Origin of the sequence: Ruminococcoides bili (genome assembly GCF_040093295.1) — a bacterium.
GTDB lineage: Bacteria > Bacillota > Clostridia > Oscillospirales > Acutalibacteraceae > Ruminococcoides > Ruminococcoides intestinale_A.
This window is the reverse complement of sequence record NZ_JBBNJY010000014.1, coordinates 17,954-33,450: the sequence shown is the minus strand read 5'-3', so window position 1 is coordinate 33,450 and position 15,497 is coordinate 17,954. Positions and strand designations below refer to the sequence as shown.

The 15,497-nt window shown below is 36.7% G+C and carries 14 protein-coding genes and 1 pseudogene; 13 read left to right on the top strand and 2 right to left on the bottom strand.

Features of this window, described 5'->3' with window-relative positions; translation table 11 throughout:
• Positions 1 to 92: 92 nt before the first annotated feature.
• On the top strand, positions 93 to 3,389 hold the full coding sequence (locus AAAY30_RS06225) for a C39 family peptidase (protein ID WP_499215905.1): 3,297 nt from the start codon (positions 93 to 95) through the stop codon (positions 3,387 to 3,389).
• A gap of 73 nt (positions 3,390 to 3,462) precedes the next feature.
• On the opposite strand, the gene AAAY30_RS06220 is transcribed toward AAAY30_RS06225, so the two are convergent.
• A complete protein-coding gene (locus AAAY30_RS06220; RefSeq protein ID WP_117705836.1) occupies positions 3,463 to 4,254 on the bottom strand; it encodes a hypothetical protein in 792 nt (263 codons plus the stop codon).
• Between the two features lie 231 nt (positions 4,255 to 4,485).
• Here AAAY30_RS06220 and AAAY30_RS06215 point away from each other — a divergent pair, with 231 nt between their 5' ends.
• Positions 4,486 to 4,749: a DUF6809 family protein gene (locus AAAY30_RS06215; protein WP_117705835.1), complete on the top strand. Its 264-nt coding sequence runs from the start codon at positions 4,486 to 4,488 to the stop codon at positions 4,747 to 4,749.
• A gap of 61 nt (positions 4,750 to 4,810) precedes the next feature.
• Here AAAY30_RS06215 and AAAY30_RS06210 read toward each other — a convergent pair whose 3' ends face one another.
• On the bottom strand, positions 4,811 to 5,743 hold the full coding sequence (locus AAAY30_RS06210) for a DUF6076 domain-containing protein (RefSeq protein WP_186934437.1): 933 nt from the start codon (positions 5,741 to 5,743) through the stop codon (positions 4,811 to 4,813).
• A 198-nt stretch (positions 5,744 to 5,941) separates the two neighbouring features.
• Here AAAY30_RS06210 and AAAY30_RS06205 point away from each other — a divergent pair, with 198 nt between their 5' ends.
• The 11 genes and pseudogenes from AAAY30_RS06205 to AAAY30_RS06155 all read left to right on the top strand — a co-directional run bounded on the left by AAAY30_RS06205 (position 5,942) and on the right by AAAY30_RS06155 (position 15,496).
• Positions 5,942 to 7,012, top strand: coding sequence for an AAA family ATPase (locus tag AAAY30_RS06205; protein WP_117705871.1), 1,071 nt, complete (start codon positions 5,942 to 5,944; stop codon positions 7,010 to 7,012).
• A gap of 301 nt (positions 7,013 to 7,313) precedes the next feature.
• On the top strand, positions 7,314 to 7,625 hold the full coding sequence (locus AAAY30_RS06200) for a plasmid mobilization protein (protein WP_294675141.1): 312 nt from the start codon (positions 7,314 to 7,316) through the stop codon (positions 7,623 to 7,625).
• Between the two features lie 32 nt (positions 7,626 to 7,657).
• Positions 7,658 to 8,992, top strand: a complete 1,335-nt coding sequence (locus AAAY30_RS06195) for a relaxase/mobilization nuclease domain-containing protein (RefSeq protein WP_294675143.1) — start codon at positions 7,658 to 7,660, stop codon at positions 8,990 to 8,992.
• 13 nt (positions 8,993 to 9,005) lie between these two features.
• Positions 9,006 to 9,209, top strand: a complete 204-nt coding sequence (locus AAAY30_RS06190; protein WP_117705830.1) for a hypothetical protein — start codon at positions 9,006 to 9,008, stop codon at positions 9,207 to 9,209.
• Positions 9,210 to 9,312: 103 nt separating this feature from the next.
• Positions 9,313 to 10,944 (top strand): recombinase family protein, encoded by a 1,632-nt coding sequence (locus tag AAAY30_RS06185; protein WP_302191311.1) that lies wholly within the window; start codon positions 9,313 to 9,315, stop codon positions 10,942 to 10,944.
• 73 nt (positions 10,945 to 11,017) lie between these two features.
• Positions 11,018 to 11,464, top strand: a pseudogene (locus AAAY30_RS06180) (type VI secretion protein); the annotation flags it as partial.
• A gap of 72 nt (positions 11,465 to 11,536) precedes the next feature.
• Positions 11,537 to 12,208 (top strand): hypothetical protein, encoded by a 672-nt coding sequence (locus tag AAAY30_RS06175; RefSeq protein WP_302191312.1) that lies wholly within the window; start codon positions 11,537 to 11,539, stop codon positions 12,206 to 12,208.
• A 34-nt stretch (positions 12,209 to 12,242) separates the two neighbouring features.
• Positions 12,243 to 13,067, top strand: coding sequence for a hypothetical protein (locus AAAY30_RS06170; RefSeq protein WP_302191313.1), 825 nt, complete (start codon positions 12,243 to 12,245; stop codon positions 13,065 to 13,067).
• 120 nt (positions 13,068 to 13,187) lie between these two features.
• Entirely contained in the window at positions 13,188 to 14,225 is a 1,038-nt protein-coding gene (locus tag AAAY30_RS06165; protein WP_499215908.1) for an NlpC/P60 family protein, read from the top strand.
• A 12-nt stretch (positions 14,226 to 14,237) separates the two neighbouring features.
• The gene (locus AAAY30_RS06160; protein WP_302703928.1) at positions 14,238 to 14,468 is read left to right on the top strand and encodes a DUF6103 family protein; all 231 of its coding nucleotides are present in this window, start codon (positions 14,238 to 14,240) and stop codon (positions 14,466 to 14,468) included.
• The gene (locus tag AAAY30_RS06155) at positions 14,465 to 15,496 is read left to right on the top strand and encodes an amidoligase family protein (RefSeq protein WP_337380849.1); all 1,032 of its coding nucleotides are present in this window, start codon (positions 14,465 to 14,467) and stop codon (positions 15,494 to 15,496) included. Before AAAY30_RS06160 ends, AAAY30_RS06155 begins: the two co-directional genes overlap by 4 nt.
• Position 15,497 lies beyond the last annotated feature (1 nt).

The following is a 15,497-nucleotide window of genomic DNA, read 5'->3' as shown; positions in this document are numbered from 1 at the left end:
AGGAGGAAAAAATTATTGAGTAAGCAAGCAATTTCTCTTTCATATTTATACGGTGGAAAGTGGATAGGTTTTAGTGATCAGACAAATCTACTATGGACTGCTTAAAGATTAAAACAAGTTCAAATGAATCTTTTTATTTACAATATAGAACTTGGAATAAGGGAATGAATGGATATTATCCATATGTAAAAAGTACTGAAAACGATTATGCAGGTTCTTCAGGTAAGCCAATTCAACAACTTCAGATTCAAGCATACAGGAATGATGGTACGAAGTTAGTATCAGGTATTGTTGTTATGTATAGAGCCTTTGTAGAAAATAAATGGCTACCATGGGTAAGTAATGCTGACCCTGAATGGATGGATAGTGTACAGAGTAAATATAATCTGGGTGGCACTTTAGATACCAGCAGCTCGTATGCCGGTATCTCCGGAAAGAATATTAGCGGAATAGAAATTCGTGTTTATAAAGAATCATCGTTAGGAAACTACTCTGGTGGTGAATCAAATCCTTCGCTAAGCTATATGGTTGGAAATGAATCTAATTGGAAGTCTTTTTCAAAAAGCACTTTGTCATCCAGAATAGATGGAATAAAAATACAGACAGGCAGTAACAAGGATTATTATTTAACTTATCGAACATGGAATGAAGGACAGTCATCTTATTATCCTGCCGTAAATAGTACAGAAAATGATTATGCAGGCTCCCCTGGAAAAGCTATTCAGAGGTTAAGTATCAATGTATATAGAAATAATGGCACAAAACTTACTTCCGGAATTATTGTTATGTATAGAGTATATACTGATTCAAGGTGGTTGCCATGGGTAAGTAACGCTGATCCTGAATGGATGAGAAATGTAAAAACTAAATATAGTTTGAATGGTACTTTAGATACAGGTTCATCTTATGCCGGCATAGACGGTAAAAATATTGGTGGCGTTGAAATTCGTATTTTTGAAGAAGATTCGTTAAATGCGGGTTCAGGTAGTTTCGTTGGTTCTGAAGAATTAATAACAACCCAGTATATGGCAAATAGTACATCTAATTGGAAAAGTTTCAATCATAAAGTAATGGCTTCTCCTATTGACGGTATTAAAATTCAGACCAATTCAAATTCGGATTTTTATTTGCGTTACAAAACATGGAACGAAGGACAATCATACTATTATCCTGAAGTAACAAGTTTAGAAAATGATTACGCAGGTTATCCAAATAAACCAATTCAGGGACTGAGTATAAGTGCATATAGTAAGGATGGAACAAAGCTAACTGCCAGTGTTGTTGTAATGTATCGTGCTTATGTTGATGGAAGATGGTTGCCATGGGTTAGTAATGCTGATCCGGAGTGGATGCAGGATGTTCAAGAAAACTATAATTTAGGTGGAACATTGGATGTCAGTTCATCATATGCCGGAATTATCGGTAAAAATATAAGCGGTGTTGAAATCTATGTGTTTAATGGCAAATCCATCTCATCATCAATCGGTAATTTATCCGGAGGCAAAGTAGCTTCAACACTTAGCTATATTGACGAAGATTCAAATTGGCATAGCTTTACTTCAATGGCAAGCTCCGTTCATATTAATGGTATAAAAATTAAAACCGACAAGTCTAAGCCATATTACCTTTTATACAGGACTTGGAATGAAGGAAAATCATACTATTATCCTTTTGTTAAAAGCAATGAAAATGACTATGCAGGATATCCGGGTGGCACTGTGCAGTTATTGAATATTCAAGTATATAGTAAAGAAGATGTAAAACTAACATCAGGTGTAGTTGTTATGTACAGAGTGCATGTACAAGGTAATTGGCTGCCTTGGGTAAGTAATGCTGATCCAAAATGGATGCGCAGTGTACAGTCAAAGTATAATTTAGATGGTACTTTGGACACAGGTTCTTCCTATGCGGGTATAGATGGCAAAAATATAAACGGCGTAGAAATCCATATCTATGAGGAAAATGAAATTTATACTAAGCCGCAAACACCTATAGGTAATAGTAAAATAATTCAAGCTCCGTTTATTTCCCAGTTAGGCAAATATCCGACAGGTTGCGAAAGTGTTACTACAGTTATGGCATTGAATCATATTGGTATAGATGTATCTGTAGACAAATTTATTGATTCATACTTAACTAAAACCGGAGTTCCTTTTGATCCCAGTATTTCATTTGGAGGAAACCCCAGATCTACGAGCGGGTATGGATGTTATGCACCGGTAATAAAGAAGGCATTAGATAAAGTTTTATCCGGACAAAAATATACTGCAAAACAATTGTATGGTGTTTCTCTGAAAAATTTATGTTCTAACTACATAGACAAAGGTATACCGGTAATTCTGTGGGCAACTATGTATATGAATACTCCATACATAAGTTCTACGTGGACCTACAACGGAAAAACCATTAACTGGATAGCACCCGAACATTGTTTGCTGTTAGTGGGATACGATAGTAGCCATTATATTTTTAATGACCCTCTGACTTCTCAGCCACAGACATACTATAGCAAATCTTCTGTTGAAACGGCATATAAAGGGTTAAATTATCAGGCTATTGTTCTTGAAAAAAAGGATAATAGTACGCCTACACCAACGCCTGCCCCTGTATATAAATACGGTGCTGTTAAAAATCCCGAAACAAAAGAAATATATCCCATTATGCTGTATGAAAATGGAAAAACCTATATTCAACCTGCTTATCAGTATGAAAATAAACCGGATGAGAAAAAACCAACAAGACTGCAAAAAAATACCTTTGATGTTGCAAAGTTTATTTCTGGATTAGAATTTGACGATAGTATGGTTGAAGCACAAAACCATCCAGCAATAGGCAATTTTTCAGCAATACTTATAGGTGGAATTACCTCTTTTGCAAATAGCTGGGAGACACTCTATATGGATGTTGAATATTATAAAGTTTCTTCTACGGGTCAAAAGCAAGCGGTAATTCGTTGTGGCGAATCTAAATATTGCAATTTCTTTAATAATTTAATATCACTTAAAAATCAATCTATGAGAGCTCTTTATGGCCGCTGGTCAGGAGCTAATATGTATTCTGCACAAGTATGGGAAAGTACTGTTAATGATTTTGCAAAAGGGCAGTATGCGAAATTTAAGGGAATAATACCAAATGATTCATATAAATATGATATTGAGTTTACATTTGATGAAAGACGAAAAGAGGATAAATATGTATCTCAAATTTTCTGTGGCAAAGATGGAAAAATGTATGAATATGCGACTATATATGATAGTGAAAAAATTGAAATTGTTGTTAAAGATTTTTGGGGTACAGAAATTGATCGTATAAATATTTTGCCTCAAATTAATCCTGTAAGTGAATTACCTCAAGATAAAGCAGCATTTTTTGAATTTGTAAAAGCATAAATATATTCACAACAGCCGAAGTAGAAAATACTTCGGCTGTAATTACAATATATAGATTTTAAAAACATAAAATTTAATAATCTACTCCCTCTTGCTTTATCATATTATCTTCAATTTTATAGTGTTTGGTAATTTCCATATTATCGGCAACCCATAGTGCTAAATCGCCCGAAGAAAGATCTGCATCGTCATCAAAAGCTCCGCATACGGAAAAGTCGTCATCACGGTAGCAATTAATAGCTTTGTAGGTTTTATCTATAATTACATAGGAATATTCTACCGCAATAATCTTTCCGTTCTTACCGTTATATTCACTGAAAGTAAAATCAGTTGCCCATTTTTTATCATTCCATGACTCTGGCATTGTAACATCCGGTGTACTTATACCGTCAACAAGTATATTAAAGTAATCCATAATGCTTTCAGGAGTTTCAAAAGTAACGTCCGGGAAACTGTCTATTACCTTCCCTATATTTATATATTCAATGTTATCGCAAATTAAATCTTTAATACCATCATATTTGCCACTAAATAAATCTTTATAAGCTTGTTTATATTTGTCATCTATTGGCATTAGTGATGGAATGATATAGTTATCTATACTTAATTTGTAGGGAGAAATATTTTCGCTGGCATTTGTTTTGTTTGCATCAGGACTAAAACAAGCAATAGATGTATAATTCTGAGCGTATAATTTCCAGTTTGAAGGAATATCAAGTGAAAAAGTTATATAATCACCTTCGCTGTTTTCCGTCACAGTTTTTGTTTCTATATCAGGCTTAATAATTGTATTGTTCTGCTGACAGCCTACAAGCAAAATCATAAGTACGATGGATATTATTGCTGATAAGATTTTGTATTTCATTTGTATGCTCCTATTCCTATTATATATTTTAACTGGAAATTATTTGAGATTTTTTGATTTTATGCATTTAATATTACTAAATTGTGATATTTATTATACTTCTTGTATTGCTTTTTGTAAAGTAATAATAAAAATAAATTTCAAACTTAATTAAAGTAATAAATGTAAGTATATCAGGACTTATGCAAAGTTATGTGGGATATGTTTGTTCTACGAAAGGTGGCATAAGATATGGATATACTTGAAGATTTATATTACGGAAACTTATTCCCTCACGAAAAATGTGCAAAGCTTGATGATGAGGTCAAGGAGCTATTGAAACTGCTCAACAGGAATGAAGAAAAGCTTGCGGCAGCCCTGACTGAGGCGCAGAAAGAAACCTTTGAAAAATACAAGGATTGTAATCGTGAAATTTCTGAAATCAGCGAACGAGAAATATTTCTGAACGGATTTCGACTGGGTGCAAGGATTATCATTGATGTAGTAAATAATTAAGAAAACGGATAGGCAGTTAATTTTTCCCATTGATTGCCTATCCGATTACTTTTTACAAATTTTACTCAATACAAATTATGTTCAATGCTTCCTCCTTGGGAATTTTATCCTCAAGATAATTGTCCCTTGCTGTTCTCGATTTTTCAAGCCAATCATAATATTCCTCAAAACTCAAAGGCTTTTCCACAGTATCAGGTGTGTTCAGTGTTCTTTCATAACGCTTATACATTTTGCCTCGCTGTGTGTCAAAAGTTTTCAGCACCTCATTTCTGTTTGCCAAGATTCGGTGCTTTAATTTCGGCGCAAATTCCTTGCAAGTTTTACCATTATTCAGAACTCTGTCGCAGTACAGGGTTTTCTTTTTTGTCTTTGGCACAAAGTATCTGCCACAAAGCTGACAGCGGCAGAGGCGGTATCCGTTCTCAACAAATAAATGTAACAGCAGAAAATAATACTCTGTCAGGTTACGGATATGGTACATCTGTCTGGATTTGTTATCCTCAAAATAAAATACGGTGGAAATCTGTACGCTGTTGTAATTGAAATCTTCGTTAACATCAATTTCTATTTGATTTGATAAATCGCTGAAAAAGTGCAAAACAAAAAACTGCACGGTTTTTATCTGGTCAAGATAGCTTGCATATTCACGCAGATAATGTTCAGTTCCGTCGTTCTCTCCTAAAAAATCCTCAATCATAAGTCTGTTCAAAAGACCGTAAAAAGTTCTATATTCCGCCAATGCCTTTTCTGCTTTTGCAGTTAACTTTTTAATCAGTGCAAATCTTTCTTCACTTTCATCAGGATATGTTCTGTAAACTTTTCTTATTTCATTTTGCAGTTCAGAATACTCTTCAAAATCTTCTTCTGAGAAACTAATCAACTCATTTTTGATAGTAGTATTTTCAATTGGAATCTTATTGTTATTTTCCTGCATATAGCCGGAAATATTTCCTTTGGAATCAATTTTTAATAATAAACCTTCGTGCTTTGCCATATACACCTCTGTCCTGAAGTGAAAATTATAAAAATCACTTCAATTCATTTTGTCATATATTTTTCTTGAAAAGTATGAGATTATTGTATCACACTGGTGAAAAAATTCCAACAGCTTTTGGATTACAACTGAATAACCATACCAAAGCTAAAATATTTTGAAATCATATGAGGTATGAGTAACAGGGAAAGGAGAAAAATGATTAAGAATTTAAATTTGGAGTTGAGCAGTAAGGCAAGATTTGATTCAATCGACGGTGCAAGTCTTGTTGAAAAAGATTTGCCGAGAAAGAAGTTTATAATCAATTCACTTCTTGCAAGCGGTCTTTCGATTATAGCCGGCTCACCAAAGGTAGGTAAGTCGTGGCTTGTTCTTGACTGGTGCGTTCGGATTGCAAAAGGCAAAGATGTATGGAATCTGCATACCGACAGCGGTACAACTCTGTATCTGTCACTTGAAGATGATGAAAGCAGATTGCAGGACAGGCTGACAGCGATAACCGATGAAGTGCCGAGTGATGTTCATTTTGTTACGGATTGTTCAAAACTTGATGAAAGGTTGGAAGAACAGATTCAAACTTTTGTTGATGAGCATATGGATACTGTCTTGATAATCATTGACACGTTTCAACTTATCCGTTCTGCAAAAAATGACTCGAGCTATTCAAATGATTATCTTGAGGTACAGAAACTCAAAAAACTTGCTGATGAGTTGAAAATTGCTATTCTTCTGGTTCATCATTTAAGAAAGCAAGGCGACTCTGACCCAATCAATGAGATTTCAGGTACAAATGGTATAGCTGGCTGTGCCGATGCTCTATTTGTTTTGAAAAAAAGCAATCGCACGCAGGGCAACGCAACTTTATTTTGCACGGGAAGAGATATTGAGGACAGAGAAATTGAGCTTGCATTTTCAAAAGAGGATTGCACTTGGAAAATGACTGCAGACAGCGCAGAGAATCCGAATATGCTTTTGCCTGATGAAATGAACTTGCTCATTGAGATGATGAAAGCAGAAAAATATTTCAACGGAAGCAATGCGGAATTTCTTGAACGATATAATGCTTATTCAGGCAAAAATCTTTCTGCTCGTATTCTGAAAAGGATGATGAACAAGTGGAAGTATGACTTGAATGATAATCACGTTTATTTCAAATCGTATAAGGAAAATAACATCAGAAAGGTTGAAATCAAATATGATTTTGAGATTGATAATTCAGATAGCGAGTACGTTAGGTACGATAAGTACGATGAAAATATAGCCGTTTGATTTATCGTTTTTATCGTCCTTATCGTCCTTAATGCAGATGTTGAGCAGAATTTGGCGGTTTGTCCGACTTTCAAGAGAAAACGGATAAAGTACCCGACTTCAAGCAAAAATCAAAATTTGGGCGGTTTGTGAGCGAAAGTAATTCTATATAACGGATTATGAATTCAGCGTAAAGTTGGGGTTCACATTTTCACAGCTTTGAAGCTGTGGCAAGCAACGCATTCGGCTGGTCGCTGACCTGCCGAATGCAATATACGGGCAGAAGCCCGAACCCACTTTATTGGCAAAGGAGGAAACCTAAATGAAAGACAGAAAAATGAGCATAAGAATATCGGAATCCGATTTACAGAAGATTCACCATAAAGCAGATAAGGCAAATCTTTCTCTTACTGAGTATGTAACAAAGGTTTGCCTTGGAAAACAAATCTTTGTTATTAACGGACTTGATGAAATTATCCGTCAGCAAAAGGCTATAGGAAAAAACATAAATCAAATTGCAACACTTTGCAATATGGGGAAAGTCAATTGCTTTAATCTTGCTGAGATTACAAATCAGTATGCAGAGATGAATAAACTACTTACCGATTTGCTTGACAGGAAGAGGTGGTCATAATAGCAACAGTAAAATTTATCGCAAGCAAACGAATGCAGTCACGGCAAGGGTTAGCCTCAATCCTTACCTACTGCAAGCAGGATAAGAAAACCTTGTACAATGGTAGAAAACTTGTAAGCGGAGTTAATTGTGTTCCTAATTCAGCATTCAATGAAATGATGAATACTAAAATTCAATACAGAAAAACAGATGGCAGAATGTACTATCATCTGTTCCAGTCATTCCATCCTGATGAACCTATAACACCCGAAACTGCTCACGAGATTGCTTTGAAGTTTGCACAAGAGCAGTTCAAAGGCTATGAAGTTTTAGTTGCTACTCATATTGACAGGGAGCACATACATTCACACTTCATTGTAAATTCAGTCAGTGCTGAAACAGGATTGAAATATCATCCCGACAAAAATGAAATACAACGGTTGAGAGATTACTCGGACAAGCTATGCAGAGCATACGGCTTATCAGTTGTAATGCCTAAGCCACAAAAAGTTAAACAGATGTCGGCAAGAGAATATCGTTCAGCAGACAAAGGTCAAAGCTGGAAACTTCAGCTTGCAATAGCTATTGATGAAACTATGAAATATGCAGCCTCAAAGGAACACTTCATAAGCCTGATGGAGAATGAAGGCTACGAAGTTAAGTGGACGGCAGAAAGAAAAAGCATTACCTACACTACACCAAATGGAATGAAGTGCAGGGATAATAAATTACACGAAGAAAAATATCTTAAGGAGAGTATGGAAAATGAATTCAGAATACGGGAAGAAATCACCGCAGGAATTAAAGGAACAAGCCAGGAAGCAAATGCAAATCGCATCAAAAGCAGAACCTTGCGTAGCGGTTACGGAGCAGAATTGGAAAGCGTTAATTTCAACTCAGACTGCACAGATAGATATGCTGAAATCAATACTGGACGGAGTTTCAGAACTAACTACGAAAGAGGAAATACGAATATACCTCAACCGCCAGATGAATTCCTTGCAGAAGTCTATCGACAATTCCAATGCGATGACACAGACCTTCAAGGCGGAGTTTCAGGATATGACGAACAATTATGTCAGTCAGATAAACGATGCAGCAAAGAATGCATCACAACAGGTTGGGAGTACGAGCGAGAAGTATTCATACAGTATCAGTCAGGCGGAGGAGAAACTGAATCATCATGTGAGGATACTGTTTTTCCTGGCTTTGATACCGACAGCTATTACAGCAATAACGGAAATGATATTGCATATCTGGTCGCAAATCTCACAAATATTTTAGACAGCAACCACCCTGTAGAGGACTGCACTACAATGAAAAAACCTCGTAAAGAGAGAAAGAACATACAAGAAAATCCACAAGGCGGATTTGGTATGAAGATGTAAAGAAAGGATTGCCATGAACGAAACTGAAAATAGAATAACACCAATCACAAGAAACGATATTGCGTTTAACCGCCGTCATCTGTACGAAAGCGATAAGGTTAAAATCGGCAAAAAGACATTTTTAGTCACATCGGTATTTCCTATCGGAACCGAGAACGGTGACAACCCAAGTGCCGATGAAAAAATTAAAAATTTACTTGAACGAAAAACGGGATAAATATTTTACTGGACATTCAAACCGAGTAGGAGTATTGTTGACTTGCAATCCTATTCGGTTTGATTCAACAGAGCCTGAACGGCTCGGAAAGGATGAAAAAATTATGAAATCAAACCAACAAAAGATTACCGCACTCTACTGCCGTCTTTCTCAGGAGGACGAGTTAGAGGGTGAATCAAACAGCATTAAAAATCAAAAAAGTATGCTCGAAAAATATGCCGCCGATAACGGCTTTGGCAACTGTCGGTTCTATATTGATGACGGTTACAGCGGAGTATCCTTTGAACGCCCTGACTTCAAGCGTATGATTGCCGATATGGAAAAAGGAGAAATTGGAACTGTTATCACAAAAGACCTTTCCCGACTCGGCAGAGATTACCTTAAAACCGGTACATATATTGAAATTATATTCCCTCAGAACGATGTGAGATATATTGCCGTAAATGACGGTGTTGATTCCGAAAAAGGCTGTAATGAATTTATCGGAATCCGTAATTACTTCAATGATTTCTTTGCTGCTGACACATCCAAAAAAATCAGGGCAGTCCAAAGAGCAAAGGCAGAGCGTGGTGAAAGGATAGGCTCTAAGCTTCCTTACGGATATATGAAATCCGAAGATAACAGGTTAGTACCCGATCCCGACACTGCTCCCGTGGTAAAACGAATCTTTGATATGTATGTCAACGGAGTGGGAACCCGTACGATTGCAATGACTCTTGAAAGAGATAAAATTATGTCGCCAAGCGCATATGCCTACTACAAATACGGCAGAAAAGAAAATGGCTTGAAGCTGAATAATCCCTATCTGTGGAGTGATGTTACACTTAGAGGAATGCTTGTAAACGAGGTATATATCGGCACAACGGCGAACTACAAAACCACCACCAAATCAAATAAGCTGAAAAAGCAAATTCACAACGACCGCAAGGATTGGCTAATATTTGAAAATACCCACGAGGCTATCATTGATAAATCCACCTTTGAAATGGTGCAGAAGTGGTTTGCAGGAAGAAGAAAACCGAATAAATCAGGTAAGACAGATGTGTTTGCCGGGTTAGTTTATTGTGCCGATTGCAAAAGCAGAATGTATCTTCGCCGAGTGCTTAAGTATCCTAAAGAAAACAACTACCTTTGCAAAACCTATCAGCGATACGGTAATAATCACTGTACGGCACACAGAATCAGCGAACAGGATTTACACGCTGTGATACTTCAAAAACTGAGAGAGGTAACGGCATATGTACGTGAGAATCCCGAAGAATTTTATGAAATAGCAAGCCGTAATGCAAGAGCCGAAGCCGAGCGTGAAATGAAAACTTATCTGAGGGAAAAAGAAGCGGCAGAACAAAGAATAGCAGAGCTTGAAAGTATCATCCGTTGTCTGTACGAAGACCGAGTGCTCGGACGAATTTCTGTTGAACGCTACGAATCATTGTCATCAGGATATGAAACCGAGCAGTCAGAACTGAAAACTAAGCTTAATGAGATGAACGCCTTTCTTGATGAGAACGAAAAGCGAGAGCAGTTGATTCAGGACTTTATTGAAAATGCAAAGAAGTACATTGACATTCAGGAACTGACGCTTGAAATTCTCAGAGCATTCATCAGCAGAATTGAGGTGCACGAAAAGGCAAAATGGCATTCAACAGAATGCGGAAATGATATTGTGATTTACTTCACCGTTGAGCGCAAGGAACAGCTTAATGTATGGCATAAAGAGATTAAAACCGCATAAATCAAGATGCCGAGGGGCGAAATTTTCCCTCGGTTGTAAAAGAAATATTTTCTGACAATAATGATATTACGCAGACGCAATGCTTTTTAATATTCTCTCTTATATGAGCAACAAACTTCTCGGAGAGGGAGATACCGTTGCATCAATAGACGAGCTTTATTTATTTTTGTCCAATCTAACGGCGATTGAATATATCCGCAACGCAATGAAGCGTGTCCGCAAGAAGGACTCAGCCGTTATACTTGCTTCGCAAAATATCGATGACTTTCTGATCCCGAGCGTTAAGGAATACACAAAGCCCTTGTTCTCAATTCCTACTCATCACTTCCTGTTCTTCCCCGGAAATATCAATCCAAAAGACTTTGAAGATGCCCTAATGGTAGAACCAAACGAGTATGACTTAATAAAGTTTGCAGAGCGAGGCACTTGTCTTTACCGTTGTGGAAATGAAAGGTATCTACTTCTTGTTCAGGCTCCCGAATACAAAGCTGAGATTTTTGGCGGTGCTGGTGGAAGATGATTTTTTGTAGACAAGCAAAGAATTGCCTGATATAATTTAATTAAATATTAGGAATTACGAAAGAGTGATATAATGAAAATATTCGAATTAAATCATATTGATCCTATAGAGAGAATAAGGCAGGCAATACAACAATCTATGCAGATATATGTAAATAGACTTATAGAGGGATATTATGAATTTGGAACAGAAGCATCTTTTCAACTCCATTTCTCAAGCATTTTAGATAGATTACTTGAGCTAAATACTAATAGTACTAACGAGTCTTTTACTGTTATGCTTGAAAAAAACTATCCGATTCAAGGTCAAAATGATAAGATTGATATCTCAGTTACATATAAAAATGAAACTGAGACAAAAACTGTTTTAATTGAGTTAAAAAATAAAAAAATCACAGACAGTGCTTCTGACAATGGTAACATTGATTCATATATTGATATATATACATTAAGCACACAATTATATGGTAATAATGAAAATATGATTGATGGTGCATTTTTTATTTTTTTAACTGATTTGCAGACCTATCCAAATATTCCAATACGCGGTACTCGTGTAGAACTTCCAATGTATGATGGTGCAGTCATAAAAAAGAATACTCATTATATGGTTAGTGGTAGATCAGCAAAAGAAAGAACTACTAAATATCCAAATGGGTTTTATTTCATAAAAGAATATAAAATAGAATACACGAAATTTTTTGTAACCGAAAAACCATTTTGGTATTTTATGATTGAATTATAGTTAGTAAAAGGATGATAAAATAGTAGGAGGAATTATGTGCATTTATTATGATATTACAACATCTAACAAAGCGTTTGAATTTTTACTTGATGAACTTGGTTTTTGTAGCGAAGACTTAATTATGGAGTTCTATGTCAATTGTAATAATGATATTGAACTATTTTGGGAAAGAAATAAACATCATATTGAAAATATTGATATTAATCAAGTTCGTTTTGTGGCTTTTCATGTTACTGGAAGTCTTGATGATTGTTGTGAAATAAACACCTTTGGCGTTAGGAATTTGCAATATGTACTTAGCCACAACACAAAATTATCTTGTTTACTACAAGAATGTGGTATATCTTTTAATATTGAGAAACGCACTATGAGCATTGGCAATACTATATATAATATTGATTTTGATTATTACTGCAATTGTAGAATCAAATCATCGTTTGATGAAAAATTAAAATCAGTTGCACACCGTGTATTCTATGATTTTTGTGTTGATGGATTTATGTATAATGATTACATTGAAAGCTATGGAACTGATATTCATAAGCGCCCAGAGTTTATTAGAACTTTGATTGATCTGTCCGATGAAGCTCAAAAATTGGATGCGTATTGGAAAGCAAAAAGTAAACCCTATAAAGTGGTGTTTTATGCAACAGCAGAACAAATACACAAATTTACTTTTGGAGAGTTAAATAGAAACAGTCTGCCATATACTGAATATGAGCAAAATGTTATTAAAAAATGGATGCTAATAAATGCTGTTGATCGAGCTTTTGAACCTTGTAGAGAATGTTTTATCTATATCAGAGATGATGCTTATATTCCAGCTAATCAAATTATTCGTTGTGAAAAGATGAGCTGAATATTAACGGGAAATTTAATGTTTTATTGTATTTTGATTTCAATTGAATATGGTACCAAGCCAGTTGCTCATTAGTTTTTATGATTATGAGTTAGCTGGCTTTTATACGGAGGTGATTTTGTGAGTGCAACCATAGGTGCGGCACTGAAGAAAATAGCAGTTGCTCTGCTAACAGATAAAAAAGTAATAAAAACAATAGGCGGTATAGTAATCGGCATAATCATAATTGTGGTTATGCCGATTGTTGCTGTTGTTTCCGTTTTCAACGGAAGTATGGATATTGATACCGACAAGCTCTATCAGTCCATACAAGAAAACATTTCAGCAGAGCAGATGGAAAATCTACAGCTTATCAACGACACAATGACAGAGGTTGAAAATCAACTCAAAAGCAAAAAGCTGTCCGACTATAACGCACAGGCAGAGGTTATCTATCTGTTTTCTCTGTCCGATAAATCAGAGGATGAGGACTTTGTAAAAAACTTTGTATCCTGTTTCAAGAAGAATCAGTCTGATGAGGATTTGATAAAAACCGTCAATCAGAAATTAGGAACGGAGATAAAGTATGACGAGTTTAAAAAGATGATGCAGTCAATCAAGGGTGCGGAAATCAGCACCGCAGGCTTTACCGATAAGATCACGAAAAATAATCTTGACCTTGTCAAGTGGTGCGAGAACGCATACAAAAACGGCTGGGGTTATGTTTACGGCGGTTACGGTCAGGTCTGTACAAAGCAGTATCTCGACCAACAGGCGTCGTTGTTTCCCGGAAATAACGAGGCAGGCGGTGAAATGCGACAGGTCGCTGAAAAGTGGCTCGGCAAGAGAGTATGCGACTGCATAGGCTTGATAAAATCCTACGCTTGGTACAACTCTGACAGCGGAGAAATTGTAGCAGGTTCAAACGGGTTTACGGATTGCGGTGCAAATTCTATTTGGAACAATGTTACAGAAAGCGGACCGATTTCTAATATGCCCGATACACCTGGACTTGCTGTCTGGATGGACGGACATATCGGAGTGTACATCGGCAACGGTGAAGTCATTGAAGCACAAGGCACAGCCTACGGAGTTGTCAAAACAGAGCTTAACGGTCGAGGTTGGACTAAGTGGCTGAAGATTCCAAACATCAAATATATTGATAAAAACAAAAAGTGAGGAGTGATTGAATTGAAAAAATCAAGTATCAGCATTATGTATGACGATGAAAAGTTGTCTGCAATCAAGTTGTATATGTCACAGCGTGATTTGGATTTCAAGGAAGAACTTGAAAAATCTGTGGACGCTCTGTACGCAAAATATGTCCCTGCAAATGTCAGGGAGTTCATTGATATGAAAGGTTCACAGGTGAAACCACCAAAGCCTAAAAAACCAAAGATTGAAAGTGAGGAAAAGACTTGAGGTCGCAAAATTTTGGCATAGAAATAGAAATGACCGGCATCACTCGCAGTACGGCGGCGAAAGTGATTGCCGGTTATTTTCATACAGATGCAACTCATGTCGGCGGTTGTTATGATGCTTATTCTGTTCGTGATAATGATGGCAGGATGTGGAAGATTATGCGTGACGCAAGCGTTAGATGTGAAAACCGTTCGGGACAGAATGCAAGCTCTCTGTACTCGGTTGAATTTGTCACTCCGATTTGCAACTATGACGATATAGAAACTATACAGGAGCTTGTCAGAAAGCTTCGTGGCGCAGGAGCGAGAGTCAACTCAAGCTGTGGTTTGCATTGCCATATTAATGCGGCTCCGCATACCCCGAAAACACTTCGCAATATTGTAAACATTATGGCGGCTAAAGAGGATTTGCTCTACAAGGCATTAAAAGTGAATGTGTCAAGGGAACATTACTGTCAAAAGATGGACACACGCTTTCTTGATGAAATCAATAACCGCCCTCCTATGTCTATGGAGCAAATAAAATCAATGTGGTATGACGGCGAGGATTACAGTTACAGACATTATGATGATACTCGCTACCACGCACTGAATCTTCACAGCGTGTTCTACAAGGGTACGATTGAATTTCGTCTATTCAATTCCACTTTACACGCAGGAGAAGTAAAGTCAGCGATTCAGCTGTGCCTTGCAATCAGTCATCAGGCTTTAATTCAGAAGTCTGCAAGACACGCTAAAACTGTATCGGATAATGAAAAGTACACTTTCAGAACTTGGCTTTTGAGATTAGGTTTGATAGGTGACGAGTTCAAGACAGCTCGTCATCATCTGCTGAAAAATCTTGATGGCAACATTGCGTGGAAAGACCCTGCTCAGGCTGAAAAGCAAAAGGAAAGACTTGCGCAACAGCGAGCCGCACAGTTGAACGATACAGTTCAGAATACAAACGAAAATATAAATATCAACGAACCCGAATCTGAAACTGCAACTGAGCAGAATGAGGATTCGGGTTTTGTTATGAGTATGTAAG